Below are 26205 nucleotides of genomic sequence, written 5' to 3' on the forward strand. Positions count from 1 at the left end.
AAGCTCTGCACTATACTAACTGAGTAAGCTATTGGGACAAGCTGGGCGGGTGAATAGAATTGAATTTTCTAGCAGTTGCTGCAGGTGGATTTATTGGCGCTATTCTGCGCTATGGAATCTCTGAATGGATGGGCACCATACACGGTTTCCCAGCAGACGTTTTAATTATTAATTTGGTTGGCAGTTTTTTTCTTGCTTGGTTTTATACATGGACAAGCGGTAAGGTTCATTTCCCTGCGTCAATCCGACTGGGTGTAGGGACAGGCATCGTAGGAGCTTTTACAACATTCTCCACTTTTTGTATTAATTTTTGGTCGCTTTGGACTGCTGATTTATGGCTTGAATCGGTGCTCTATGTGGCGCTCTCTATCTTGCTCGGTACAGCACTTGCTTTTGCAGGTTTTGCTTTAGCAGAATGGCAACAGAAGAAAGGAAGAACAAACGCTTGAACGCTTTATATGTGGGCTTTGGAGGCATCATAGGGGCATTGCTTCGTTACTGGATTGCTACAGTTATGAATGAGAGATGGACCCTGACCTTCCCTTATCCTACACTTTTCATCAATGTGAGCGGCTCATTTTTGCTCGGTTGGTTTACTTCGTCGTTAAACGCCTATTTCCCACAAGCTGGCGATATTCCTATGCTCATACTAGGAGTAGGCATGTGTGGGGCATATACTACATTTTCCACGTTTACATACGAAACACTCGCAATGCTCCGTGAAGAGCGTTATGGAGCAGCAACCCTGTACGTTTTCAGCTCATTGCTCTTTGGACTAGCCGCAGCGGCACTCGGTTTGTACGGAATTGGTCTATCCGGCAGGTAATTCGGAAACAGCATGTTTCCATTCCATCTGAATCAAACAGGCGCCTTTCAGGCGCCTGTTCCATACTCTAGCTCTTCCGCAAGTGCTTCTTCAACAGAGACGAGCGAACCATCCTCCGCGACATCATATACTTTGACTTCTTCACCGGATACATTAAACTCTTTAAAACAATTCCAACAATAAAATTGGCTAGCTCCAATTTTCCCAATATCTCTACAATGACAGTGTGGACATCTCATCCAACAGGTCCCCTTTTCAGAAACTGTCAAATTTACCAACCCGTTTTACCTTATGTACTTCTCAAGATAACCAAGAAATCCGCAAGGCAAACAGAATAAAATCAGAAATTTTAAAAAAGACATACAAACCATGAAAATTGCTATACACGAAATATATATAAAGTAACGATTGATAACCCGATGACTATCATACACTTCTTGGCCACAGGAAGCAATGCAAATTTTGCACTCATAGAAAAATCAACTTGATTTAAAGTGTCCTTGCAACCAATCTTTTAATTTTTCGATTTCAGATTCCGTGTTCATGACAGACAAACTCCATCGGATGGCGCTTTTTCTAATGTTCTCGGGGTATCCGCAGGCAGATAAAACATGACTTTGCGCTATAACTCCCGCTGTACAAGCTGATCCTGCGGAGGCTGCAAAACCGGCCAAATCCAGTTGCATGAGCATCGTCGAACTGCTTGTACCAGAGAACGCTGTAGATAAAATACTAGGCACAGCATCGTCCGGACTGAGAACTTCACAATCAGGAATTTGTTGGAATACAGAACGCATGAGTCGGTTTAAACGGTATAATTTCTCCTGGCGAATCTCCCATTCTTCGCGAAGCATCTTCACCGCCTCCGCAAAACCAATAATCCCAAGAATATTTTCCGTCCCCGCACGTCTCTTACGTTCTTGCTGCCCACCGCGCAAACTGCTAAAAAAGGGTTGTCCCTTGCGAATATAGAGCGCCCCAATTCCTTTGGGACCGTGAATCTTATGTGCTGAGAAAGCAGCGCTATCTACTCCAAGAGAAGATAGGGATAGACGCAAATTGGGCAACGCTTGGACAGCGTCTGTATGCAAATGAATATCTGGTCGAATCGACTTGATTCTCTGAACCGCTTCTTCTACCGGCAAGCGGCTGCCTAATTCATTGTTCACCATCATTAAACTGACACAAACTGTTTGTGGGCGTATGGCATCTAAAAGCGCATCCACAGATATTCTACCACCCAAACTGGCCGGCAAAAGTGTTATATCCGCCCCCAACTCTTGTATCAGTTCCAAACTTTCCAGTACCGCATGGTGTTCTATAGCTGTCGTTAGAAAATGAGGTCGATCCGTTCTTTTCCGTCCAGCTAGAAAAGCGCTGAATAATGCCATATGATTGGCTTCCGTTCCTCCGCTTGTAAATACGATTTCCGTAGACTGACAATGAAGCCAATCGGCCAACCGCTCTCTCGCTTCTGTCAGGCGCATTTTCACTTGGCGTCCCATTTGATGAACACTCGAAGGATTACCAGCCAGTGAATCCATAGCTGATTGCATAGCGGCTATAACATGAGGATGCATAGGGGTAGAGGCTGCATTGTCCAAATAAATCATATTTCCGTCTCACTCCATAAGATATCACTATCAATGAGCTTTTATATATAAAACATGTAACCGTGCTCGTCCGATTGCCGGAAAGAAACGAGATCGGCCAAAGAAAGAGAGCCGAGAACTGATTGCAACGCTTGTTCCATTCGCGTCCAAAGCTGCCCCAGCCCATCCTCAATGTCTTTTTCCGCAAACTGTAAAGGTCCTTCCAATAGAGAAAATAAATCCAGAACAGAAATATCGCTAGCGGCTTTGGTCAATTGATAGCCACCATAAGCGCCACGCACACTACGGACAAAGCCAGCATTGCGCAGCGGTGAAATCAGTTGCTCTAAATAGTGTTCGGACAGCCCTTGTCGCTCGGCTACTGATTTTAAGGAAACAGGTTGACCATCATCATGAACGGCCAAATCAACCATCAACATAAGCCCGTAGCGACCCTTGGTAGAAATCTTCACTTTTTGATTCGCCTCGCTATTCTCTGCCGATTTACCTCGAGCAAAAGGTTTATTCAGGATAATAAGTTTTTTTGGACATTCCTTCTGGCCAATAGTTTTGTTCGACGTAGTGACCCGGATAATCGTGCGGATAAAGATAACCTTCTCCCCGCCCAAGCCGTTTCGCCCCTGCATAACTTGTACCACGCAGATGTGTAGGAACTGCTAACGGTATACCTGCTTTCACATCAGCAATTGCGGCTTGAATAGCCCGATAAGCTCTATTGGATTTAGGAGCTTTAGCCAAATGAGCTGTCACCTGCGCTAAGACAATCCGTCCTTCCGGCATCCCAATAGCTTCCAGAGCATGCAATCCTGATACTGCAACAGTAAGCGCAGACGGATCTCCATCCCCAATATCTTCCACAGCTAGTATGATCAATCTCCGTGCAATAAATAGAGGGTCTTCCCCTGCGACAATCATTTTAGCCAACCAAACCATTGCAGCATCCACGTCAGAGCCTCGTACTGACTTGATAAAGGCAGAAATCGTATCGTAATGCTCATCTCCAGCGCGGTCGTAGAGTACGACAGGAGCTTGCATCACAGATAAAATATCCGATTCACGAATCGTTGCGAAACCATCTGCATCCATATGAGCTGAAACGGCTGCCATTTCCAGAGTGTTGAGAGCCCGCCTAGCATCGCCGTTGGCGAGTCGAATTAAAATAGATTGCGCTTTTTTGTCCATACGTATCCCCAAACTGCCTAACCCACGTTCTTCATCTTTAAGTGCTTGATCAATCAAATGCTCCATATCTTTCTCTGCCAGCGGCCGTAATTGAAAAAGTAAGGAACGTGAAAGGAGTGCAGCATTAACTGCAAAAGCAGGGTTCTCTGTAGTCGCTCCTACCAAAACTAATAAGCCACTCTCAACATGTGGCAGCAAAGCATCCTGCTGGCTTCGATTAAAACGATGGATTTCATCTATGAAGACCAAAGTGCGCTTTTGATAAAGTTCTCGATTTTCTTTAGCTTCCTCGACAATTCGACGAATATCCTGAACACCCGAAGAAACAGCGTTTAATTCAGTAAAAGAAGACCGAGTCGATTTGGCAATCACATGGGCTATGGAGGTTTTTCCTGTTCCAGGGGGTCCATGCAAAATTACCGACATCAATCGATCTGCACGAATCGCTTTTGCTAAAATACCCTCTTTGTTTGTGAGTTCTGGCTGTCCATAAATTTCATCGAGTGAGCGGGGGCGCATGCGATAGGCAAGCGGTGCTTCTCGATTTGCTGAAGAAGCACTGGCCATGGCAAACAAATCATTCATGGAGAAATCGCTCCCAAACAGTTCGTTACGCGTTCAATCACGTCTTCAATATCTTCTTCAAGAACATCTTTATGCGTAACCATACGTATCGTTTGTGCCCCAAATTGAGAAACACGCACGCCGAGAGCAGCTAATTTCCGAATGAGTTCTTCCGCAGAGATAGGAAAATGCTCTTCAACTTGTACCAATACAATATTCGTTTCTACACTTTCCACATCCACACGCAATCCCGGCAAATTCTTCAGACCATTCGCCAATCGCTTTGCATTTTCATGATCAACAGCCAATCTTTCAACCATCGTCTGTAACGCTATCATACCAGGTGCTGCAATGACACCTGCTTGACGCATTCCACCACCAAGCCGTTTCCTCCAAACACGGGCTTCCTCTATAAATTTTGTCGATCCAGCAACGATTGAACCAATGGGGGCAGCCAAACCTTTGGATAGACAAACTTGCACCGTATCGGCATATTGAGCAATCTCCCGTATAGGTATCCCCAGTGCTACAGCGGCGTTAAACAAACGTGCTCCATCCATATGTACGGATATTCCATATCGTTCAGCTACTTTCGCCACACCCTGCAGATGAGCCAGTGGCAAAATCGCTCCACCAGCACGATTATGCGTATTTTCCAAGCAGATTAAGCGTGTTGGCGGTTGATGAATGTCCAGGGGACGAACGGCCGCTTCCACACTTTCCGGAAGCAAAGAACCTCTCGTACCTGGCAATTGGCGCAACTGTGCTCCAGCTATTGCAGCTACAGCCCCAGCTTCATAATAAAAAATGTGAGACTCTGCTTCGGCAATAATTTCTTCACCTCGACCTGCTTGTGCCGCAATAGCAACCTGATTGCCTTGTGTCCCACTGGTCACAAATAAAGCCGCCTCTTTCCCCAGCATCTCCGCAGCCATTTCTTGTATTTGAGTTACCGTTGGATCCTCGCCATAGACATCGTCACCCACTTCTGCGCGCAACATAGCTTCACGCATCTCGTCAGTCGGTTTTGTCACCGTATCGCTGCGCAAATCAATAATGGTTGCCATCACGAACTGAATTCCCCCACTTCTGAAAACAAATTCCTAGTAATTAAGTCAACTTTATACCTTTTCTTAAACTGACGTCAATCTGAAAACTGTAAACAGTATTGAAACATAATATAAAGCGAGACCAAGCGGTCTCGCTGATGGTATCTGTCATCCGCCCCGCAACTGCCGTGTCACCCGAGGTTTTGATCCTGCTCTCGCAGGTGGGTGTCCTGCTCATCCGCATCATGCGTCCTGAACTAGCAGGCAGGCATTACTACGGTAGAGACGCCGAACTCCCGTTTAAAAAAGTGTTGGAACAAAACACAATGGGCATCACGTACACCGCAGGGCAATATCGATTGTGGATTTATGTTAACACGAAGCTGTTGGGCTTGCAACCGATTAACGTAAATTTTAATCTACTTCACAGTTGTACGTAAAGAAATACCAAGTGTTGCTAACTGTTCAGGTGTAGCAGGCGACGGAGCATCCATCATCAAATCAGTGGCACTGGCGGTTTTAGGAAAAGCAATGCAGTCACGCAAGGATTTACCACCTGCCATGAGCATAACCAGTCTGTCTAGGCCAAAGGCGATTCCTCCGTGCGGCGGGGTACCGTATTCAAAAGCATCCAACAAAAAGCCAAACTGTTTTCTCGCTTCATCCTCACTAAATCCTAGTGCTCGAAACATGCGTTCTTGCAAATCTCTTTGATAAATACGCATGGATCCAGAAGATAATTCGTAACCGTTCAGCACTAAATCGTAAGCCTGCGCTCGCACGTGCTCAGGATGATTTTCCAAAAGGTGCAAGTCCTCTCGTTTAGGCATGGTGAATGGATGGTGTTCGGCTACGTATCTACCCAGTTCTTCGTCATAACTAAACAGCGGGAAATCCACTACCCAAAGGAAGCAATAAGCTCCCTCATCTATCAACGACAAATCACGGCCAAGCTTAAGACGTAACGCTCCCATTGCTTGACGTACTGTTTTCTCCTTACCAGCTGCAATGAGAACGAGATCGCCCTGCTTAGCTTGAACCGTATCCATGAGCCGGGTCAATTGTTCAGGTGTGACAAACTTTTGAATCGACGATTTGATGCCTTCTGACTGCCAAGCCACGGTAGCCAGCCCACTAAGCCCATAGTCTTTAACAAACTGCGTCAATTCATCCAATTGCTTACGCGAATAAGCAGCACAGCCAGGAACAACCAACGCAGTAACTATCCCGCCATTCTCCAAGGCCTTGTGGAAAGGTTCCAAACTACTTTCTCGAGCAAACGTTTCAACGTCAACCATAGCCATGGAAAAGCGCAGATCTGGTTTATCCGAGCCATACAGGCGCATGGCGTCTGCATAAGTAAGTCTTTTCATCGGCAAGGTTAAATTGACACCAAGTACCTTGGCAAAGACATAGGCGAACATCTCTTCCATCATTTTGAGTAAATCGTCCGTGGGTAAAAATGAAGTTTCAATATCTAATTGTGTAAATTCCGGTTGTCTGTCGGCACGCAAATCCTCGTCACGGAAACAACGGGCAATTTGATAATAACGTTCATACCCAGCCACCATCAAAAGCTGTTTAAAAATTTGTGGTGACTGTGGAAGAGCATAAAACTCTCCATGTTGCAAACGACTTGGCACAATGTAATCACGCGCACCTTCGGGTGTGCTGCGAGTCAACATAGGCGTCTCAATTTCAAGAAAATCATGTTGGTTTAAAAATTCCCGAAAAGCGCTGAATACTTGGTGACGCAAGCGTAAAGTACGCTGCATCTCAGGCCGGCGCAAATCCAGGTAGCGATACTTAAGGCGAACCTGCTCATCAACTTCAATACCTTCTTGAATATAGAAAGGAGGATTCTTAGCGCGGTTGACCAGTTGTACCTCTTTTACAACAAGTTCAATATGGCCTGTAGCGATTTTAGGATTGATGGTCTGCTTGTCACGCTCTACCAAGCAACCTGTAACCGCAATAACAAATTCATTGCGCAGTGTATCGGCTAACTGCATCATTTCTTCGGGCGTTCCTAAGTCGCGATTGAAAACAAGTTGAAGTGTACCTGTTCGATCACGCAAATCGATAAAAATGACACTTCCTAAATCCCGGCGGCGCGAAACCCAACCCGCTACTTTAACTGTTTGGCCAACAGTTTCTAACAAATCTTCTATAAAATGCGTCCTTTGAGGAAAATCTGTACGTTCTACTGGTGATGATGAAATCATTGGCTTGCCCTCTCCTTTTTCAGGCTGTTGATGATTGTCGCTACAACCTTGTCTGCGGGCACATCCATCTGCTCACCGCTGGCGAGCGATTTCATCCCCACTACACCTTTCGCCACTTCTTGTTCGCCAAGCAACAGAACCCACTGAGCGTGGAGCCGATCTGCTGTTTTCAATTGTGATTTCAAGCTTTTACCGTTGAAGTCTCTTTCCGTTGCAATGCCCTCAGCACGCAAAGCAGCTACAAGCTCGGTAGCAGGCAGGGAGGCAGAAGCATCAGCAACCGCAACGTAGACATCTATCGAATCTGACACAGGCACATATACCTGTTGCTCAACAGCCAATTGAATGACTCTCTCCATACCGCCAGCAAAACCGATTCCAGGTATATCAGGCCCGCCCAGTTCTTTAATCAAACCGTTGTAGCGCCCACCGCCAGCCAATGTACTGCTACCTTCAGTCGTTACTTCCCAAGCTGTGCGTGTATAATAATCAAGACCGCGCACCAATTTTCCATTGAGTTGATATGGGACCGACATAGCCGTCAAATGTTCTTGTACGGTGGCAAAATGCTCTGCACATTCTGCACATAACCGTTCGGCAATACTAGGTACCTGAAGTTCTGTCAATAACCGTTGACAATTTTCGTGTTTACAGTCAAACATGCGCAAAGGATTTTTTTCCATACGACGCTGACAGTCCGAACAAAATTCTTCCTGTCGCGGTAACACTAAGGCCAACATCTCATCACGATGCAGTGGTCGACAGACAGAACAACCGACAGAATTTAATTCGACTTGCAAATGCTGCAGTCCAAAATCCGCCAGAATACGGTATGACAATTGCACCACTTCCGCGTCCAATTCTGGCGCGTTTGAACCAAGCACTTCACATCCATACTGGTAAAATTGCCTTGTTCTGCCGCCTTGTGGGCGCTCGTAGCGAAACATGGGGCCAAGGTAATACAGCTTGTCCAAATCTACCTTGCCATAACGCTTATTCTCCACATATGCCCGCACTACGCCTGCTGTACCTTCAGGACGCAATGTCAAAGAACGATTACCACGATCGACAAAATTATACATTTCTTTTTCTACGATGTCTGTTGTTTCACCCACGCCGCGAACAAATAACTCGGTATGTTCAAAAATGGGCGTACGAATTTCTGTGTAATGAGCGACATGAAAATGACGACGAACATTTTTTTCAAATGCTTGCCAGAGTTCAATTTCGCCAGGCAGCAAGTCATACGTTCCGCGTGGTTTTTGAATTTGCATGGGTCGGCCTCCTCATTTTGCAATACGAGCCCTGCAGGGAAAAAGACTTCTCACGTATTTTGGATAGGCGAAAAACAACAAAAAGCCTTCCATCGACTGAACACATGGTTCAGGGACGAAAAGGCCTGAAGTTTTCCGCGTTCACGTCCGCCATTCGTTGCAAATCCATGTGAACGTCTCGCCTACTGGACGTTGTCTGAAGGGATTATACGAATCCGAGTATACTTGTGTCAATGTTTCCAAAGGTCAACGAATAGTCATCGCTGTTAATTTTTTCATCACTCTTCCTTCTGCTGTTTTGTCGTGAATATTTTGACAAAATCCAAAGGAAAGATTCTGCATCTGCTCATCGGAGGTCTGCATCTTCCATTCTGCAGCGGCGTGAAAACCTTGCTGCCATTTGCTGTCGAGTTTTCTCGTCACCATCTCTTCCTCCATTCCAAGTATGGTTGAGAAAAGTTTTACCTAGTCGGCAAATTGCCATACGAAAGTTACAACAATAAAATCGTCTGCCCAAACTCCGCAAATTGTGATAGCCTGAGGGCTGGTAAATTGTTTTGGGGAGGATCATTGTGTCACATCTTACTCGCGAACGAGCACAGACAAAATTTTGGTTTGAACGAGCAACGGCAAGTATTCTTGGCGGTGTTAACAGTCCATCGCGTTCCTTTAAGTCAGTTGGTGGTGGAACACCTATTGTCATGCAAAAGGGTAACGGTAGTCGTTTTATCGATGTTGACGGACAGGAGTATATTGATTACCTTGCTGCCTACGGACCTTCTATTCTAGGTCACGCTCATCCCGTCGTCATGGACGCCATTCGTAAAGCTACTCAGGACGGCATACTTTATGGAACACCTTGCCCGGCAGAAGTAGAATTTGCAGAAACACTGCGTCAAGCGATTCCTGATTTAGAACGTCTGAGATTTGTCAATTCCGGAACAGAAGCAGTCATGACTACCATTCGTGTAGCACGGGCTGTAACGGGAAGAAATAAAATTGTCAAATTTGCCGGATGTTACCATGGACACTCTGACGCTATGCTTGTTGCTGCTGGAAGCGGCCCATCTTCTATAGGCGTGCCGGATAGTGCAGGCGTAACCGCAAATACGGCGGCCGAAATTATTACGGTTCCTTTTAATGACTTATCATCTCTGGAAAAAGCACTTGCATGCCATGGAATGGAAGTTGCTGCCGTTTTAGTGGAACCCATTGTAGGGAATTTTGGTATTGTAGCTCCTGAATCTGAAAATTATTTACAAAAAGTGATTGACATATCACACCAACACGGCGCTTTGGTTATTTTTGACGAGGTGATTACAGGTTTTCGTTTCCACTACGGTTCAGCAGCGCAACTTTATGGGGTTCACGCTGACCTCTACGCACTTGGTAAAATTATTGGCGGCGGACTGCCAATTGGCGCGTATGGGGGCAAACTCGATATCATGAATCAAGTAGCTCCACTCGGTCCAGCTTATCAAGCAGGTACTATGGCAGGTAATCCTTTATCCATGAAAGCGGGTCTAGCTTGCTTGAGTGTGTTAAAAACACCAGGCATCTACGAAAGAATGGAAGACCTAGCCAAACGATTGACTCAAGGTATTCTTGAACTAGCCCATCACTATCATGAAACAATTACAATCAATCGTGTGGGGGGAGCCTTTACCATCTTTTTTGGTTCTCAACCTGTTCGCCAGTATGCAGACGCTGAAGCGACGGACGGCGTAAAATTTGCCCAATTTTTTCACGAATTGATTCAAAGAGGAATTTTTATTGCTCCTTCAAAATACGAGGCTTGGTTTGTTTCTGCTGTCCATACAGAAACCGATATTGAAGAAACATTGCAAGCGGTGGATGAAAGCTTTCATGCTATGCAAAATACACAATGATTTTATTTATGCTGGGAATGGGCTGTGCACCTAATGGTAAACAGCCCTTTTATTGAATCCAGACATCTGCAAGTTGAGAAATCAAATCTTCTTTGCTTTTATAGCCAACCATACGGCGAAATAATGAACCTTGAAGAAAGATCAGTAGACTTGGAACAGCTTGAACACCGTAGCGATTGCAAAAATCTTCCTCTTTATCCGCCTGAATGCAGGCCCAAAAAAATTGGTCCGGACACTCTTTTCTAACTTCGTCCACTACTTTTCGAAACAGTTGTGACGCTTCACACCAATCAGCGTCAGCCAATAAAAAAAGATGACTATGCTTAACCGCCAAGACAGACACGTTTTCCGAGGTAATACACTGTAACTCTGTCAAACAATGAACCCCTCACTTCGCGAACAATCATTTTAGCCATTCTTTCAATATTCTTTATAAAATGCGATTCTTTATAAAATGCGTCATTGAGGACGCATTTTTGTATCCTTATGTTCAGTTTACTACACGATCTCCTGATTGGTAGACCTGCGAAAAGAAACATACGCCAAAAAGAGCAAGAAGAAGATGATGAAGACAAATATAAAGAACCAGTGCGGGCTATGACGTACTACCGGGATCGACAGCAGTGGCATGACAAAATAGAAAATAGAGGCAATCCAGAGCATCCAGGCGTAAAGTCCGCCATAAAGTCTATACATGCCATATAAGAAAGCGGCAGCCGCCAAGGTCAGTGAACCTGTCAGAAGAGCGTCTGTTGTTAGCGACCATGGTGTCATCCAAATGCCCAGTGCTGGCACCCAAGTGGATTGAAAGACCATAGCACCTGTGATATTGCCTACTGCCAAACTATCTCGCGATCGGCGAATCCACATCACACTGTTCAAAGTTTCCGGCAACTCTGTAGCAAGCGGAATCAAGAGAGCAGATACAACAAATGCGGGTAATCTCCAGACGCTTGCCATGTGTTCTACCGCGTTGGTCAAAAAATGGGCACCGCCCACTATGCAAGCAATTGATAAAAATACCTGAAGAACAATATGTGAAAGTTTCGGTTCATCTTTAGAAAAAGATAGGTACAAAGCGTGTAGATCAGGCTCTTCTTCGGACGCTATGGGTTTGTCACGCAAAGTTCGCCAGACAAACAAAGCATATAGAAACACGAGCAAGAGCGCGCTCAGATGATGTACCCATACAATCGGCACACATCCCGCAACCATAGCGCAAATATAGGCACAAATAAAAAAGCCCATGTCACGCATAAACGATTTCTGTTCAATCGAAAGGGGTAAACGAATAGTTCGGTTACGGGAACTGAGCAAAGCGAGTGCCATGACTAAGGAGCCTAAGGTTGAGAGCAAGAATGGTGCACCAAGAATGCCGCCAATTCCTACATCCGCCGCTTCTTTCGATGTGCCAAACAAAATGGCTGTCACAGGCACTGCCGTCTCAGGAAGAGCAGTACCTATGGCTGCCAATACACTGCCGACTGCGCCTTGGCCAAGCTGAAGTTTAACGCCTAGCCACTCAATCGCGTTGGTAAACAGTTCTGCCCCAAACAATATCATCGCCAGCGCAAACAGAGTGGTTACTGCAGTCACTTTTTCCCCTCCCCACGCCCTGTCCCAATTATTTTTACGTGGGGAGGAACCAAACTAGACCAAAGATATTCGTGATTTAGGACAAACGATTCCAATCTTTAAATAGCCAATCATCCAATGCGACCTCCGGTTCAACGATAACAGCAATCCACTGATTGTCTTTTGAGAAAATACGAACGCCACCTTCTGCACCAAACAAACTGGCTTCCATGGACATACTGACACCCAACTCTCTCCGCAATTGTCGAGCCGCCATCCAATACTGACGAAGTGTGGTCATCAGCGCATCATCATAAGGACGATCGGATGCAACGACACGCTGATTGCGAACCATTACCCACCCTAACACGCCCGGTATGCGTGCCAATTTTTTGCATACTAAAGCGGATTCATCCAGGTCGCCCGATTCTTCAATGACCGTTGCAGGCGACAATTTCTCCGCTTGTAATACCGCATGTATACCTTGCTCATCTTTGGATTTTTCCTTGTTAAGATGGACTGAATATTTTTCCTGCCATACATTTCCGTTGTTGATTGAATGTTCTAACGGGTACGCTTGCGCTGATGAACGCTTTTGTTGGGTATCGCGTTGACGCCATATGGATAAATTGACAACACCAAGTACCAACACAAGCAAGACGATAATTCCCAAAATCCACCCCAACAGGTTGTGCATTCTTAAACCTCCCGAAGCAGATGGTTTGAATCACAAAAAGACCTTTTTGAACTCATCAATCTGCAGTTAATCACGGTTCCTTCTTATTGGTAATTTCTTTCGTTGACCCTCGTCAAGCCTGGAATACGCCATAGCCACTGAGGACGTAAGCGCCATATGCAAAAAGGTAATAAACAACAGGCAACAGCAAAATAAAAAATCACAAACAACACCCATTCTGCATTTCCAGAATGTACAGCATTCTCTAATTCAGCTTCAATCCAGAGCGGATTGAGCGACAAAAAAAACTGTCCGTAGCGAGCGACATCAGCGTCCACCGGATTCGAAGCAAGAGATTGAAGCCCTAAGCCAATGGAGCCTGTGATAAAAATCATAAAGGAGACCGTAGCATAGGACAACACCGTACTCCAACCAGAACGCAAAGCAACTGTAGACCACATGACCGAGATCGTCGCAATTATAAAAATCGTAAACAATTGAAAAACAAGCACTGCCAGGACTTCTTGCGGAACAGCACCACCAAACAGGAAAACTAAACTGTACAGTGGTAGAGAAGCCAGCAAAAGAAGATATTGAAGCGCGCTCGAAGCAATAATTTTCCCGAATAAAATGGAAAAAGGAGAAAGCGGCGTGGTCAACAAAACAGCCAATGTTCTCCTTTCTCGTTCACCGCTTATTGTCCCTGCCGAAAAAGCGGGCGTTAGAAAAGCGACAATAATCATCTGAATCAGTGAGAGAATCGTAAAGACTTGTTGACTTCGCGCTGGCTGAAAAAGATAGAGCTGCCCCTGTACATTCTCGTATAGAAGAAAAAAAGTTAGTATGCCCATACTCGCCACATATCCTGTAACTACAATAGGCGCCCTGGAAGTTCGCATACGTTGTCGAAACTCTTTCAGCAATATCGGATTTTTCATGCGCTCCCCCCTTCTTCCCGTTCACTGGTGAGGCGTAAAAATAACGCCTCAATGTCAGTTGGCCGTTCTGCAAATTGACTTACCCTGACGCCCCGTCGCAACAGTTTAAGCAACAATTCTGATTGCTCTTCAAGTGTACCTTGGTAGATAACTTCTACTCCTTCAGGAAAGTAGGTAACCGAACTCACCTCTGGCACATCGCGCAAAGCCTGTTCAAGTACATGCTGTGAGGACTTAGTGGCAATCCATAACGTACGTTGTGAACTACTGTGTTGAAGCATGACAGACACAGAAGCAACTGCAGCAATTTGACCACGTCGCAAAATACCAATTTCATCCGCAAACTCCGCTAATTCATACAAAATATGAGAAGAAATAACAACCGTTTTTTTCAATGCTTTTAGTTCCTTGAGTACGCTGCGCAATTCAATACGCGATCGTGGATCAAGCCCTGAGGCAGGTTCGTCTAAAATTAAAACGGGTGGGTTGTGCATTAAGCATCTAGCAATTTCCAATCTTTGCTGCATACCTCGTGACAAGGCGTTGACATACGTGTGCCGCTTGTCCACAAGCTGTACTCGCTCTAATAAATCCTGCCGACGTTTTTGCATGACAGCACGCGGTACAGCGTAACAATCCGCATAAAATTCCAAATACTCATCTACACTTAAATCGTCATATACACCAAAGCTGTCCGGCATAAACCCGATGGAACGGCGGACATCCGAAGGATGGCGAACCACATCGTAACCGTTGATAACCGCCTTACCTGATGTTGGCGTAGACAATGTAGCCAACATAGATAAGGTTGTCGTTTTACCTGCGCCATTTTCACCAACCAACCCAAAAACTGTTCCCTCTGGTACATATAAATTCAACTTATCTACCGCTGTAAATCGGCCAAATTTCTTGGTCAAATGTTGGGTTTGTATCATACAAACGGCCCCCCCGAATCTGTGGAAACCGTGGTGTATTGACGAATGAGCACAAGTGTTTCTGCTGAAGCCACTTTCTGTCGATTAGACACCATTGGCAATGTAGGAATACGTGCACTCGTACTGGCAATAAGCATAGCCATATTGCCCGAACTATCATCGTCTGTCCAATTTTCAGAACTGACAAATTGAATCAGGCTCCTGCCAATACTGTGAGTAATGGTATGGTTGTAATTACTATAAGCGAATAACCAATTACTGTAATTTTGTGCCGATTCTACAGCGCGATCCACACTCTTGGTCTGTCCGGGCGAAAAATTTCCCAGATTATACAATCTGCCTTGCCAAAAAAGCGCGACATCATGTAATGGATAAGGGGTATTATTGGTTACTGCTCCAAGTAGCAGTCCAAAGGAAGAAGATAAAGTACAGCTCAAACTACCTTGTTTAGAAAGTGTATCTACCGCATAAAGATAACGCACGCTCCAACGAGGTGAAGTCCCAAAACTTACGAGAGTATGATTTGCTTCGTGCGTGATCAAATTTGTATTGAGATTCGTACTATTGCTCGGTTCCAATGTAAGCGCAAAAGTCCCAGGCGGCAAAGCAAAGGTCATCTGATTACGAAAGGGCGACATCAATGCTTGCATACTATACGCCTGCCCAATCCCATTACCTGTTAACTCCAACACCCCAACAGCCTCATTTAACAATCCTGGTGGACGAATCGCCAAACCAAACGTGTACATACCAACTGTCACAACTAAGGCAATAGAGGGTAGAAAAAACCAAGCCCAAGCTGCTCTTCCAGATTTTCTTAGCCAGGTAAAGAGAAGTGGGCCAATGACCAACAAATAAAGCAAAAAAACCATAGCCCAAAATTTGAGCGAGGGTACGCGCATAGGCGACAAAGCGTCGCGTACTGAAGTCAGTGACAAAACTCCATTCGGACTTAAAGGCTTCACCAAAGCAGATTGCCCAGGAAGAGTACTGTTGCGTAAAATCGTCGTCCAAAGTGCCGGATTCCCTGACCAAGCGAGCAAAGTTCCCTCATTGGGCGAAAAGGAAGTCTGCCAAATCTCACCACGCCCCAATAATCGACTGGCAATAAGCGGTGTGTTGCCTTCACTCGCCCATTCCTCTGCTGAACGAGAAATGCCATTCGCAGCAACCGTCAAATTCCCAGAAGGAGGTATAGTGTTGGTGAAAGCTCCCAGACCATCCGCAGATACTTTTTCTTCCTTTCCTGGTTTAATGGGTAAAATTCCTCGCCAGTCTGAAGCGGTACCGTGGGTCCCAGTCACTACCAATAGTCCACCGAGTTGCACCCATGTAATCAAAGCCTCTGTTTGAGCCTGTGAAAGTTTAGCCAATAAGTCAGGGGAAGCAGCCACAGCTCGAATTCCGCCTAGCGCGCCAGCAGTTTCCGGAAAAGTAGAAAGAGAGACGACAACCGGCTGTACAGGATTCACGCCATCGCTACTGCCTGTCCAATAAGCGGCAGTTTGCAGAGAATCTGAGATTACAGAGACCAGAGCTACATGTCCGAGCGCATTTCCACTTAAAAACGTGGAAGCGATACGATTGCCGTTGTATAAAACGAGATCGACCTCAGCTCCATTGACTACATCTCCCGGCAGGCTGATTTGTTTGATCACGTTCTGATTGGCCGGTAATTCAATCGGCCATTGAAATGTACCTATAGCGTTGGTGTTGTTTCCCATAGATTGGTTGATACTCACTTTTAATACCGCTGATTCAGCAGGACCTTGATGAGAAATGCGCAATGTGACAGGAACCCAGTCGTCTTCTGCAAAATAACCAGAAAACCCCACCGATGCTGAAAGGCTTGTGCCATTTGCCGCCAAAGCAACAGGAATACGCACAGAAAACGTCGTAATGACGACTGCAAAAAACAGCAAAAAAGAGACAAGAACCTTGTGTCTCCAAAATCCAACGTTTTGTTTCCAAAATTGATAAACCATCCTAACGCACCCAATCCATTTGCTGAGTCATCACTACTCCAGCCATTGCCAAAGCTATATCACGTTGCTCAAACTGTTTGCAATAAATAGTTCAATTTTGATAGCATTCTGTCCTTTTTTCTATACTTTATAAAAGTGTAAATCTAAAACCCAGATTTGAAGCATCTTCTCTGTGACAAAAAATACGTTGCTTTTAGATATGACTCACATGGATTGCGGGATATTTTGCTCTTCGCCAGCATATGTTCCCTGCTTTAGCCACCAGGAAAAAACTATAAAAGAGAAAGCGGCAAGCAATGAACTGACTGTCGCCGCCAAAAGGATTGGTGAAATTCCTTTTTGATCAAACAAATAGCCAAAATACGGCGGTCCAACCAAGCGTCCAACCGTTCCCACACTACCTACTACTCCAAGATAAAAAGCAGCATTGCGACCAGTCGTCTGGGTGATGATGGCAGGCACAACAGGACTCATGAGCATTTCTCCAAAAGTGGCTATAATCATCCCCATCATAAGCCAAATATAAGGAGAGTGCCTTATCCATATGACAGAAAACCCGCAAGCGTAAAATAGAGCGCTTGCAATCAGTCGCGAATTCAGTGACTTGGTGAGCCAACGATTCAACATGGACGTAAAGGGCTGACCTAAAAGAATAACCAATCCGTTGACAGTCCACAGCCAACTATACATACTCGGTGGTTGCCCATGTTGATTGAGATATGGAGCAGCACCAGAATTCCAGGCAGATGTGGCTAAATACGTCAAAAGACTGCCAATAGCCAAAAAGAGATAGAGACGCATGTTTAAGAGCAAACTGAAAAGACTGCTTTGTTCACCAGCTTGCCCAGAGAACGGTATGAATTGATCGAGCGAAAGCCCAAGCTTGCGTAGATATTGATAAAAAAATAAAGCAAAAAAAATGGTAGTAAGCCCATTGAAAAGAAAGGTTAAATTAAACGAAATAGAAGCAAGGAGGCCCGCCAGAGAAGTACCTACTGCTACTCCTATATTGTTGCTCACATACATCAGGTTAAACAGCTGGTTACGATGCTGTGGCCAACGGAATCCAACAAACGCATTGACGGCTGGCATCGTTGTCTGATTCAAAAAACCTATAATCATCATCGCAATCAGATAAGGAACCCAAGCCTTGGCAAATATCAGGCTAAACTGGGCGAAACCGGTCATCAGAAGTGAACCTACAATCAGACGTTTGGGTCCAACTTTTTCATAAAGCGCCCCACCAACAAACTGGCCTAATACCCCCATCAGCGCTTGCAAAAGTAGAGCAAAGCCAGCTTCAGCATAGTTGCGATGCAGCACATTATGAACGTATATCGTTATCAGTGGCCAGAGTAGCGATGAGCCAATAGAATTGACAAGACTCGCTGCTACAAACGTATACGATTCGCGAGGAACCGCTTGTTTCCATCGTAAAGTTGCCTGACGATTGTCCATAAAATCGATTCTCCCAATTTGAATCATAAGTCCCTACAGATTCCATTAACCGCTAGAATGGGTATCAAAAAAGTGAGCCCGTTTGGCGCTCACTCATTATAACAACTTATAGCAACGTTTTGACTTTCCTACGAACCATTTCACTTATAAATCATTTCTGGTTATTCAAATAAATGGCGAATTCCGCTGCAAGAAACGCCGCTTTGCGCCGCATGCCTGAATCCAGCAAGCTACGCGCAGGCTTGGGATTCATTTCAATCATCAAAGGATTTCCTTTTTCGTCTATTCCCATATCAAAACCTACCAAGCCGATAAAAGGTTTTTTTCTCTCCATCATCCGAGCAATTTCAAAGGCAGCCTGCTGCATAGGTTGGATTGAAATTTCTTTTCCTTCTGCATGTGCTGCATTTTGGATTTGAAGCAAAGACACGCGTTCGCCGCCAGCAATGACGTTTGTGACCACTCCATCCTTTGCCGCCCACTTAGGTACGATACCGACCAATTTCCATTCCCCCTGCAAGTTACGCTGCAAAACCACACGGAAATCAACTTTCCGTTGCTCAATCGTTAACAGATTAATTCCTTCCTGCAACAGATGCGGTCGTCGAAGTCGGGTTGTGACCCAATCCCGTAATTTGCGTTCATCCATCTCTTTACGCACTTGCGCAATACTTCCTTGTGAACGATCCCAAGCTACGGCAAATCTATTGTGTCCCAATTTGCGGACACGGGTGACTCCAACCCCCCCATATCCACCTGTCGGCTTGATGTAAACTGTATCCCAATGCCGCAAACGATCCAGCAATTGTTCAGTCGATTTCAACTTTTCTGTTTCTGGCATGTATTTGTCTAAACCAGACGACCGCATCCACTCCGCCATACGCCACTTGCCTGGCAATACTGGATTAAAAAGAGGTATCCCCCGCAAAGTTGCCTGACGTCTCAGTTCATCTGAATATCCGCGAATATTCAAGTGGACAAAGATATTTTCATAAATTACACTAGGCAACGAAACCTCTTTTTTGCTCCAATGTCCATAGGGCGCACGTTTTGAAACAGGAAAATAAGCTTCCATTTTTTCTGCTTTCCAATGCGCTTGAGCCGGATCGAACAAACAAACTTGTGTTCCATATTCGGCTGCCCGCTCAGCTATTTGACAATAAAAAGAGGCGGGGCGAATGTGACCATCTGCTTGTTTTCTGCATCCTGTGGTGGTGGCAACGCCAATCACCGGTTGATTGTTGAGCATTGAGAACCCACACTCCGTTTCGTACCGTAGCCGTCACATCGCCACAGTATATGCAGAGGAGTGTTGTTGAGGAGAGTCAGTAAATAGAAGCCAACTTTGTCGGTGAACCTATTTTTTAAGGAGGATTTTCATGCTTCGTCATGTCTGCAAAGGCAAGCTACACCGAATTACCGTCACACAGGCGGATTTAAATTATATGGGCTCTATTACGCTCGATCCGCTGTTAATGAAAGCGGCCGACATTCGCCCACATGAAATGGTTCAGATTACTAATTTGCAAAACGGAACTATCTGGCACACTTATGCCATACCAGGTACAGAAGGCGCTGGTACTGTCTGCCTCAATGGTCCTCCGGCTCGGCATTTTCAACCGGGTGATACGATTATCGTGCTTTCTACAGCATGGATTTCCGATGAAGAATGGGATTCACTGGAGGCCAAAGTCGTGTTTGTTGATGAGCAGAACCACATTCAATCAATAGTCCGCCATCATCCATGGCCACCTGAGTATAGTCTTGATGCTCCGCAAGAGAACTGAACATGTACTTTATCGATAGGTAAAAACTATGAATTAAACCCCGATTCAGTCGTTTAGCAGATGAATCGGGGCCAATTTTTTCATTCATCCCAATATCAATCAATTTGTTTCTGAATACTCCACAGTTACTTTTGTATGAATTCCCCCGCGCACTGTGAAATCTGCTACCACTTTGGCATAGCGCGGTTTGGCAGCAGCCACGAAGTCGTTTAGAATGAGGTTGGTCACGTCCTCGTGATAGTGAGCTTCATTTCGAAATGACCAAAGATAAAGTTTAAGCGACTTGAGTTCAACCAGATGTTCTCCAGGTTGATATTGAATATAGATGGTTGCAAAATCAGGTTGTCCTGTCATAGGACAAAGCGTAGTAAATTCCGGGCAGTCCATTTCTACCGTATAAACACGCGTTGGATGTGGATTAGGAACCACAACCAGTTCACGCGTTGGTTGAGTCAACATGCTGCATTCTCCTCTCACAAAGCGTTCCGGACGACAAGATAACAATTTCACTCATCTTGAAAGTGTACAATCTTTGTACATATTGGTGCGTATTAAAATCTACCGCAACATGATACACGCCACATTTGGTGAAGACAAGTCGTTTTTCACGAGATAGAATAGGTCTTCTACAAATACTCAAGCCAAAGAAAGGTTGGTTCCCACTAAGAATGGATGACGTTATCCAAACGTTTACAAAAACGTTAGCTCCTTATGTTTCCGAGAATTTTCTCAAAGATTTTACGCAAAGTTTATATATGCCGCGCATTCGCGGAGCACGTTTGCAACGGTTTGAAATCGAAACTGCTGAGAAGCCATTAGGAAATCAGCAAATCCCTATATATGCCATGGAAAAATTACCGACTTTACCAGACGAATTGACAACATGGCTACAAAATCAGGTTCCTTGGTGTAAAGATGGATTTTATCTCCCCGAAGAAGTAAAGATAGGTCAGACCCTCGTTCACCAAACTGGCTGCTTCTATGTCCAAGAACCGTCAGCCATGGGCGTTGTTGAAGTTCTGCAGCCTAAGCCAGGCGAATGGATTCTCGATCTGTGTGCAGCTCCTGGTGGTAAATCCACAGCAATAGGAAAAAAATTGCACGGGAGTGGCTGGTTAGTCGCTAATGAAATACATCCTGAACGTGTCACGGTACTCGCAGAAAATTTAGAAAGATGTGGCGTTCAGGCAACCGTTACCCAATCCGATCCTTCGATTCTTGCTGCTGCTTGGCCAGAAATATTCGATGCTATTCTGGTAGATGCACCTTGTTCTGGTGAAGGAATGTTTCGCAAATCTGCGGAGGCACGCCAAGAATGGAATCCAGAACTACCTGCCAAATGCGCCGAACGACAAAAAAACATCCTCCATGAAGCAGTCAAACTGCTCAAACCTGGTGGACGACTTGTTTACTCCACATGTACTCTGAACCCTATAGAAAACGAGTGGATGATAGACTGGCTATTGAAACACTTTCCCTTACGCTTATTGCCGATTAACAACTTACCCAATTGGAGTTTGGGGCTTGATATTCCCGGTATTCATCCGGACATTGTCAAACATGTGCGTCGATGCTGGCCTCATTTGCTAGCAGGAGAAGGACATTTTATTGCTCTTTTAGAAAAAGTAGCTCCGTCTCAAACTACATCATTCAATCATTCTATAAAGAAATCACCGCAAAGAGAAAAAACAAAGTCGAACCCAAAGGACTCGACTCATCTATGGCTCGACTTTCTTAACGAAACTTGGCAAGCATCCATACCTGATGAATGGAGATTCCCCATCCAACAGGGAAATGTACTCTTTTCCCAATCTCCATTGCCGAAACCCTTAGTCCCTGTCAAAACCTTGCGCCCCGGTCTTGCCCTGGCGCATCTTCGAGAGGGAAAGCTTATACCTCACCAAGCTCTTGCAAGCGGCGCACATCCTAGCGCATTTGCAAAGTCTCTAGATTTACCGGGGCAAGAAGCTCTGGCTTATTTACGCGGAGAGGCCATGGCTATCTCTACAAATCAAAGGGGGTACCTGCTTTTAACCTGGCTTGATACCGTACCCCTTGGTTTTGCCAAGGCTGTACCGGGGCGACTTAACAATTTGTATCCAAAAGGATTACGCCGGGTACTAAACAGCTAATTTCTTCTATACGCGTTCAACAGTTACGGCAATCCCTTGCCCACCGCCTATACAAAGCGATGCAACACCACGTTTGAGTCCGCGAAGCTGAAGCTCACGGATAAGTGTCAACAATACGCGTGCCCCACTCGCTCCTACAGGATGTCCCAATGCAATCGCACCACCGTTTACATTGGTTTTGTCACGCGGAAGTTGTAAAGCTTTCTCGACTGCTAAATACTGAGCAGCGAAAGCTTCATTAACCTCAAATAAATCAACATCCGACAAACTCCACTCTGCACGTTCCAGAGCAAGCTGAATGGCAGGCACAGGACCAATACCCATGCGTGACGGATCGACCCCCACAACTGCCGTACTTACCAGTCTGGCTAACGGTTGATATCCGTGGGCATCCACCGCCGTATCTGAAGCGATTAAAAGAGCAGCTGCACCGTCATTAATGCCGGAAGCATTACCCGCTGTAACCGTACCGTCCGTTCGGAAGGCAGGACGCAATTTTCCAAGAGCCTCAAGTGTCGTATCGGGACGGATATGCTCATCCTGATCCACTATCATCTCGCCTTTACGCGTATGAACTGGTACACCGACAATTTCTTGAGCTAAACGCCCTGATGCTTGTGCTTGCGCAGCTCTTGCCTGACTTAAAAGAGCAAATTCATCTTGTTCTGCACGCGTAATCCCATAGTCCTCAGCAAGATTCTCAGCTGTAATGCCCATAGGTAAATCTCCTCGACAATCTGTCAAAATTTCCGACAGCATATCGACTGCTTTCGCATCACCCATACGATAACCAAAACGAGCCTGGCGTAAGACGTAAGGTGACTGGCTCATGGACTCTGCACCGCCGCAAAGCGCTACTTCACTCTCGCCTAGCTGAATACTCGCTGCTGCGGAAACAACCGCTTGCAAACCTGAACCACAGAGACGATTGACCGTTAAAGCAGGTACAGTTTGTTTAACCCCAACGTCTAATCCAATATGGCGAGCTAGGTATGCTGATCCACCATCCGTTTGAATAACGCTGCCAAAGACAACGTTATCCACATCTTGCGGCTCCACATTCGCTTTTTCCAATGCTGCTTTGGCTGCGATGACACCTAGTTGAGTAGCGCGCACGGTGGCTAACGAGCCGCCAAACGAGCCAAACGGCGTACGCATTCCGTTAAGAATCCAAACGTTTCTTTGACCGCTCATAGTTATCCCTCTTTTTTCACTCAATTTCAATCATTTACTTCTCCATTGTACTGTACTATGGCAAATTAGACGAATTGGCTGTTATTCATTTAAAAACAAACTTTAAACAGGGTCATTTATAAATAAATTCAATGACGATATTGAATATTATTAAATACATTGTTAATATCTCTTCAGGAGGGATTCTATGCCGTACACTTTGCCGAAATCCTGTCCCGCCTGCCATGGCAGTTTGCGTGTGACAGAACTCGCCTGTCCTCATTGCGCAACCCGCATTCAAGGAGACTTTTACGCCTCTCCTTTGTGGAACCTGCGTGAAGAACAACTGCATTTTGTGGAAACATTTCTCCGCTGTCGTGGCAACATACGAGAAGTAGAAAAATCATTAAACATTTCTTACCCAACAGTCCGATCACGATTAGATCAAATTCTTAAAGATCTCGGTTGGACCTCAGAACAAACGTTTCCGGCCACAGAAACCATATCTGTTCTAGAACGCCTGGAGGCCGGTGAAGTTACTGTTGAAGAAGCGCTGGAAGAACTGAGAGGAGAGACAACTGAACATGGCTCAACACGACTCAGAACGCATGAAAATTCTCGAGATGCTCGAAAGTGGTAAAATCAACGCCGATGAAGCACATCGTCTACTGCAAGCAATCGATCAAAAATCTGTCCGCACTTTCACACTGCCGCCTCTTAGTACACACATTGATAAGGCAACACAGGAATGGAAACAGTGGGGTTCCCAACTGAAAACCATTCTTGCCGATTCTATGACCGACTTGCGGCGAAATATCGAACAACAGGGCGAAGAATGGCTATTTTGGCAAAACACCGTCAAAGCCGTTCATGAGTTACATCTGCCACCATCCATAAAAGATCTCTCTTTCTCTCTGCAAAATGGAGAAGTGCATGTGGAGGGGTGGTCAGAGCCGTACTCGCGTGTCTATATCCATGCTACTATGCGCCAGGCAACTCAAGAAGATGCCAAAACATATCTTGCAGAGTGCCTGGAAAATACTCAAACAGAGAGTTCTAGCCGATTGCGTTTAGCCAACACTCGTGATAAAAATTTACTTTTACGTGCTCATATCGATATTTTTGTACCTAAAAACGTGGAAATGCATTTGCGTATTCACTCTCATAACGGTGCAATTGATGCGCTAAATACCGATGTAAAGACCATGCATGTAGAAACTTTAAACGGGGCGATTATACTGCAGGGTGTAAATGCAGAACAGATTCGATTGGAGAGTTTTAATGGTCGTATCCAGTTGTTTGATTCCATTCATTCCAAAACAGAACATCTTACTGCAAATACCAAAAACGGCAAAATAGAGATTTCAGGTATACATCATCAAGGACAAGTGTCAGGCACTCTGCGCACATCTGTAGGTTCTATCCAACTTGATGAAACCGAATTTACAGCTGAGAGAGAGCTAGGAGCGTTTAAAAACTCTGTACGTTTTCAACGTCTAATATCCGATACTTCTTCACATACAGAAATTTTCTGTCGCACAAACAACGGTTCAATTGCACTTAGTTCGATATCCAACCCGGGACGAAAATAATCTACGAAATATGTGTTCGATTAAATTGACGCAAATGGCAGGTAATAGCCCCCACAGTCCTTTACCTGCCTAACGAGGTAAGAAAAAAATTCTCTCACGAGTAGTCATCTAAAAACATGGTCTTATTTACTTTCCGTAAATTCAAACAGTGCATGTAAGAATCGATCCACATCGTCCTCATTGTTGTAAAAAGACGGTGCTACACGCAAAACTCGTTCTTTCGCATACAGTTTGACATCGATATCGCGCTGATGAAACATCTGTTGCAAAGCGTCCAAAGAAACATTTCTGGGTAACCGGACGTGAATCAATCCAGCTCGAGCATCTCTGGGGGTAAGAATCTGCCATTCAGGGAGCTCCAATAATCCATCCATGAATCGAGATGTCAATCCAGCAATGCGAGCTTGAATAAAATCGAGTCCTGCTTGAATATGAATGACTTTTAGACTCTCTAGCAACCCAGACAAACGAAGTAAATCTGCATGCAAGTGCTCAAAACGCGCCGCCCCTTCTGCCCATAGATAGCTTCCGTCAGCTGAAAAAGATTGTGCCGAAGAGCCTGCCAAAGACGAGGAACTGACAAACGTTTGAAACATCTCAATTTGCAAGTCAGGTCGGATATACAAGGCTCCTGTTGCATCAGGACCACACAACCATTTATGTCCAGGAAACACATAGAAATCGCAGCCCATCTGACGCAGGGAGACTCTCTCTGCCCCTACTCCCTGCGCACCATCTACCAACAAATAGATACCGTGATCGTGCGCTATTTTGGAAATTTCTTCAACCGGCAAGCGTTTTCCCATCAGATGGGTAACATGTGAAACAACTATCATTCGCGTACGTGGAGTAATCATACGAGTCAGCGATGGAAGCCAATCTTCTTTTCTTCCTGCAGTTGAAAAGCGTTTGATAACCACTCCACGCCTATCCCGCTGGACAAAGAGTGGCAGCAGAACACCTTCATGTTCTAAATCGCTCACAATGATCTCATCGCCTGGTTGCAACGCTATGCCCCAAAGAATAATGTTGATACCATGTGTAGTACTCTCCGTTAAAGCGAGACTATGACTCGGCACATCCAACATTTGACCGAGCATTTCTTTAATGGTACTTGAAACCCGCTGCACTTCACGAGTATAAACCGTATTCTTTCGACCATTGTGCAACAGATATTCAAGCACCGACTGCATAGCCTGTATGCTGCTTTCCGGCAGAGCGCCATTGGAGCCTGTATTCAAATAGACTTGTTGCTGAACAGCCGGAAAATAGCGCCGTAGAGTATCCGCATGGGCCATCGTTGCCACCTCTTTTCAGGTGCTCCGAAAAAGT

The 26205-nt window shown here is 45.3% G+C and carries 26 protein-coding genes and 1 other RNA gene; 7 read left to right on the plus strand and 20 right to left on the minus strand.

Annotated elements, in window-relative coordinates:
• Positions 1–59: 59 nt before the first annotated feature.
• Both BUA75_RS00555 and crcB read left to right on the plus strand, forming a co-directional pair.
• Positions 60–449 (plus strand): fluoride efflux transporter FluC, encoded by a 390-nt coding sequence (locus BUA75_RS00555; RefSeq protein WP_072872622.1) that lies wholly within the window; start codon positions 60–62, stop codon positions 447–449.
• On the plus strand, positions 446–826 hold the full coding sequence (gene crcB / locus BUA75_RS00560) for a fluoride efflux transporter CrcB (RefSeq protein WP_165611911.1): 381 nt from the start codon (positions 446–448) through the stop codon (positions 824–826). The genes BUA75_RS00555 and crcB overlap by 4 nt, the downstream gene beginning before the upstream one ends.
• A gap of 47 nt (positions 827–873) precedes the next feature.
• Here crcB and BUA75_RS00565 read toward each other — a convergent pair whose 3' ends face one another.
• The 9 genes from BUA75_RS00565 to BUA75_RS15805 all read right to left on the minus strand — a co-directional run bounded on the left by BUA75_RS00565 (position 874) and on the right by BUA75_RS15805 (position 9156).
• Complete coding sequence (locus tag BUA75_RS00565; protein WP_072872624.1) at positions 874–1065, minus strand: YrzR-like zinc ribbon domain; 192 nt, start codon at positions 1063–1065, stop codon at positions 874–876.
• 240 nt (positions 1066–1305) lie between these two features.
• Positions 1306–2439, minus strand: coding sequence for a cysteine desulfurase family protein (locus tag BUA75_RS00570; protein WP_072872625.1), 1134 nt, complete (start codon positions 2437–2439; stop codon positions 1306–1308).
• A 41-nt stretch (positions 2440–2480) separates the two neighbouring features.
• On the minus strand, positions 2481–2891 hold the full coding sequence (locus tag BUA75_RS00575) for an RrF2 family transcriptional regulator (protein WP_072872626.1): 411 nt from the start codon (positions 2889–2891) through the stop codon (positions 2481–2483).
• Between the two features lie 49 nt (positions 2892–2940).
• Positions 2941–4206 (minus strand): replication-associated recombination protein A, encoded by a 1266-nt coding sequence (locus tag BUA75_RS00580; protein ID WP_072872627.1) that lies wholly within the window; start codon positions 4204–4206, stop codon positions 2941–2943.
• Positions 4203–5252: a low-specificity L-threonine aldolase gene (gene ltaE / locus BUA75_RS00585; RefSeq protein ID WP_072872752.1), complete on the minus strand. Its 1050-nt coding sequence runs from the start codon at positions 5250–5252 to the stop codon at positions 4203–4205. Before ltaE ends, BUA75_RS00580 begins: the two co-directional genes overlap by 4 nt.
• A gap of 152 nt (positions 5253–5404) precedes the next feature.
• Positions 5405–5588, minus strand: a non-coding RNA gene (gene ssrS / locus BUA75_RS00590) — 6S RNA.
• A 65-nt stretch (positions 5589–5653) separates the two neighbouring features.
• Positions 5654–7459, minus strand: a complete 1806-nt coding sequence (gene aspS, locus BUA75_RS00595) for an aspartate--tRNA ligase (RefSeq protein WP_072872628.1) — start codon at positions 7457–7459, stop codon at positions 5654–5656.
• Positions 7456–8733, minus strand: a complete 1278-nt coding sequence (gene hisS, locus BUA75_RS00600) for a histidine--tRNA ligase (RefSeq protein ID WP_072872629.1) — start codon at positions 8731–8733, stop codon at positions 7456–7458. Before hisS ends, aspS begins: the two co-directional genes overlap by 4 nt.
• 246 nt (positions 8734–8979) lie before the next feature.
• Positions 8980–9156, minus strand: coding sequence for a hypothetical protein (locus BUA75_RS15805; RefSeq protein WP_165611912.1), 177 nt, complete (start codon positions 9154–9156; stop codon positions 8980–8982).
• Between the two features lie 149 nt (positions 9157–9305).
• Between BUA75_RS15805 and BUA75_RS00605 the strand changes: the two genes are divergently transcribed.
• On the plus strand, positions 9306–10622 hold the full coding sequence (locus tag BUA75_RS00605) for a glutamate-1-semialdehyde 2,1-aminomutase (protein ID WP_072872630.1): 1317 nt from the start codon (positions 9306–9308) through the stop codon (positions 10620–10622).
• A 49-nt stretch (positions 10623–10671) separates the two neighbouring features.
• Here BUA75_RS00605 and BUA75_RS00610 read toward each other — a convergent pair whose 3' ends face one another.
• The 8 genes from BUA75_RS00610 to BUA75_RS00645 all read right to left on the minus strand — a co-directional run bounded on the left by BUA75_RS00610 (position 10672) and on the right by BUA75_RS00645 (position 19438).
• Positions 10672–10998 (minus strand): thioredoxin family protein, encoded by a 327-nt coding sequence (locus tag BUA75_RS00610; protein WP_072872631.1) that lies wholly within the window; start codon positions 10996–10998, stop codon positions 10672–10674.
• Positions 10999–11120: 122 nt separating this feature from the next.
• The gene (locus BUA75_RS00615; protein WP_238413670.1) at positions 11121–12218 is read right to left on the minus strand and encodes a sodium:calcium antiporter; all 1098 of its coding nucleotides are present in this window, start codon (positions 12216–12218) and stop codon (positions 11121–11123) included.
• 76 nt (positions 12219–12294) lie between these two features.
• Complete coding sequence (locus BUA75_RS00620) at positions 12295–12894, minus strand: hypothetical protein (RefSeq protein ID WP_072872632.1); 600 nt, start codon at positions 12892–12894, stop codon at positions 12295–12297.
• Between the two features lie 83 nt (positions 12895–12977).
• Positions 12978–13811 carry an ABC transporter permease gene (locus BUA75_RS00625; RefSeq protein WP_072872633.1) on the minus strand — a complete coding sequence of 278 codons (834 nt, stop codon included), beginning with the start codon at positions 13809–13811 and terminating at the stop codon, positions 12978–12980.
• On the minus strand, positions 13808–14746 hold the full coding sequence (locus BUA75_RS00630; protein ID WP_072872634.1) for an ABC transporter ATP-binding protein: 939 nt from the start codon (positions 14744–14746) through the stop codon (positions 13808–13810). Before BUA75_RS00630 ends, BUA75_RS00625 begins: the two co-directional genes overlap by 4 nt.
• Complete coding sequence (locus tag BUA75_RS00635) at positions 14743–16668, minus strand: DUF8725 domain-containing protein (RefSeq protein WP_129583465.1); 1926 nt, start codon at positions 16666–16668, stop codon at positions 14743–14745. The genes BUA75_RS00630 and BUA75_RS00635 overlap by 4 nt, the downstream gene beginning before the upstream one ends.
• A gap of 267 nt (positions 16669–16935) precedes the next feature.
• Complete coding sequence (locus BUA75_RS00640; RefSeq protein ID WP_072872635.1) at positions 16936–18189, minus strand: MFS transporter; 1254 nt, start codon at positions 18187–18189, stop codon at positions 16936–16938.
• 151 nt (positions 18190–18340) lie between these two features.
• Positions 18341–19438: a YheC/YheD family protein gene (locus tag BUA75_RS00645; RefSeq protein WP_072872636.1), complete on the minus strand. Its 1098-nt coding sequence runs from the start codon at positions 19436–19438 to the stop codon at positions 18341–18343.
• Positions 19439–19568: 130 nt separating this feature from the next.
• Here BUA75_RS00645 and panD point away from each other — a divergent pair, with 130 nt between their 5' ends.
• A complete protein-coding gene (gene panD / locus BUA75_RS00650; RefSeq protein ID WP_072872637.1) occupies positions 19569–19976 on the plus strand; it encodes an aspartate 1-decarboxylase in 408 nt (135 codons plus the stop codon).
• A gap of 99 nt (positions 19977–20075) precedes the next feature.
• Here the strand turns inward: panD and queF are convergent, their stop codons facing one another.
• Positions 20076–20435 (minus strand): preQ(1) synthase, encoded by a 360-nt coding sequence (gene queF, locus BUA75_RS00655; protein WP_072872638.1) that lies wholly within the window; start codon positions 20433–20435, stop codon positions 20076–20078.
• A 209-nt stretch (positions 20436–20644) separates the two neighbouring features.
• Here queF and BUA75_RS00660 point away from each other — a divergent pair, with 209 nt between their 5' ends.
• Positions 20645–22108, plus strand: a complete 1464-nt coding sequence (locus BUA75_RS00660; RefSeq protein ID WP_072872639.1) for a methyltransferase RsmF C-terminal domain-like protein — start codon at positions 20645–20647, stop codon at positions 22106–22108.
• 6 nt (positions 22109–22114) lie between these two features.
• Here BUA75_RS00660 and BUA75_RS00665 read toward each other — a convergent pair whose 3' ends face one another.
• Positions 22115–23302, minus strand: a complete 1188-nt coding sequence (locus tag BUA75_RS00665) for an acetyl-CoA C-acetyltransferase (protein WP_072872640.1) — start codon at positions 23300–23302, stop codon at positions 22115–22117.
• A 187-nt stretch (positions 23303–23489) separates the two neighbouring features.
• Here BUA75_RS00665 and BUA75_RS00670 point away from each other — a divergent pair, with 187 nt between their 5' ends.
• Both BUA75_RS00670 and BUA75_RS00675 read left to right on the plus strand, forming a co-directional pair.
• Positions 23490–23921 (plus strand): DUF2089 domain-containing protein, encoded by a 432-nt coding sequence (locus BUA75_RS00670; protein WP_072872641.1) that lies wholly within the window; start codon positions 23490–23492, stop codon positions 23919–23921.
• Positions 23866–24873 (plus strand): SHOCT-like domain-containing protein, encoded by a 1008-nt coding sequence (locus tag BUA75_RS00675; RefSeq protein ID WP_072872642.1) that lies wholly within the window; start codon positions 23866–23868, stop codon positions 24871–24873. Before BUA75_RS00670 ends, BUA75_RS00675 begins: the two co-directional genes overlap by 56 nt.
• 122 nt (positions 24874–24995) lie before the next feature.
• Here BUA75_RS00675 and BUA75_RS00680 read toward each other — a convergent pair whose 3' ends face one another.
• Complete coding sequence (locus BUA75_RS00680) at positions 24996–26171, minus strand: aminotransferase class V-fold PLP-dependent enzyme (RefSeq protein ID WP_072872643.1); 1176 nt, start codon at positions 26169–26171, stop codon at positions 24996–24998.
• Between the last annotated feature and the right edge of the window lie 34 nt (positions 26172–26205).

Origin of the sequence: Alicyclobacillus tolerans, from assembly GCF_900142255.1 — a bacterium.
Taxonomy (GTDB): domain Bacteria; phylum Bacillota; class Bacilli; order Alicyclobacillales; family Alicyclobacillaceae; genus Alicyclobacillus_I; species Alicyclobacillus_I tolerans.

Coding starts and splice junctions, on each gene's coding strand:
- BUA75_RS00665 (WP_072872640.1), bottom strand. CDS start 23,302: ATGAGCGGTCAAAGAAACGTTTGGATTCTTAACGGAATGCGTACGCCG.
- BUA75_RS00670 (WP_072872641.1), top strand. CDS start 23,490: ATGCCGTACACTTTGCCGAAATCCTGTCCCGCCTGCCATGGCAGTTTG.
- BUA75_RS00625 (WP_072872633.1), bottom strand. CDS start 13,811: ATGAAAAATCCGATATTGCTGAAAGAGTTTCGACAACGTATGCGAACT.
- aspS (WP_072872628.1), bottom strand. CDS start 7,459: ATGATTTCATCATCACCAGTAGAACGTACAGATTTTCCTCAAAGGACG.
- BUA75_RS00565 (WP_072872624.1), bottom strand. CDS start 1,065: ATGAGATGTCCACACTGTCATTGTAGAGATATTGGGAAAATTGGAGCT.
- hisS (WP_072872629.1), bottom strand. CDS start 8,733: ATGCAAATTCAAAAACCACGCGGAACGTATGACTTGCTGCCTGGCGAA.
- BUA75_RS00640 (WP_072872635.1), bottom strand. CDS start 18,189: ATGGACAATCGTCAGGCAACTTTACGATGGAAACAAGCGGTTCCTCGC.
- BUA75_RS00680 (WP_072872643.1), bottom strand. CDS start 26,171: ATGGCCCATGCGGATACTCTACGGCGCTATTTTCCGGCTGTTCAGCAA.
- BUA75_RS00570 (WP_072872625.1), bottom strand. CDS start 2,439: ATGATTTATTTGGACAATGCAGCCTCTACCCCTATGCATCCTCATGTT.
- BUA75_RS00675 (WP_072872642.1), top strand. CDS start 23,866: ATGGCTCAACACGACTCAGAACGCATGAAAATTCTCGAGATGCTCGAA.
- BUA75_RS00645 (WP_072872636.1), bottom strand. CDS start 19,438: ATGCTCAACAATCAACCGGTGATTGGCGTTGCCACCACCACAGGATGC.
- BUA75_RS00630 (WP_072872634.1), bottom strand. CDS start 14,746: ATGATACAAACCCAACATTTGACCAAGAAATTTGGCCGATTTACAGCG.
- BUA75_RS00620 (WP_072872632.1), bottom strand. CDS start 12,894: ATGCACAACCTGTTGGGGTGGATTTTGGGAATTATCGTCTTGCTTGTG.
- ltaE (WP_072872752.1), bottom strand. CDS start 5,252: ATGGCAACCATTATTGATTTGCGCAGCGATACGGTGACAAAACCGACT.
- BUA75_RS00660 (WP_072872639.1), top strand. CDS start 20,645: ATGGATGACGTTATCCAAACGTTTACAAAAACGTTAGCTCCTTATGTT.
- panD (WP_072872637.1), top strand. CDS start 19,569: ATGCTTCGTCATGTCTGCAAAGGCAAGCTACACCGAATTACCGTCACA.
- BUA75_RS00580 (WP_072872627.1), bottom strand. CDS start 4,206: ATGAATGATTTGTTTGCCATGGCCAGTGCTTCTTCAGCAAATCGAGAA.
- queF (WP_072872638.1), bottom strand. CDS start 20,435: ATGTTGACTCAACCAACGCGTGAACTGGTTGTGGTTCCTAATCCACAT.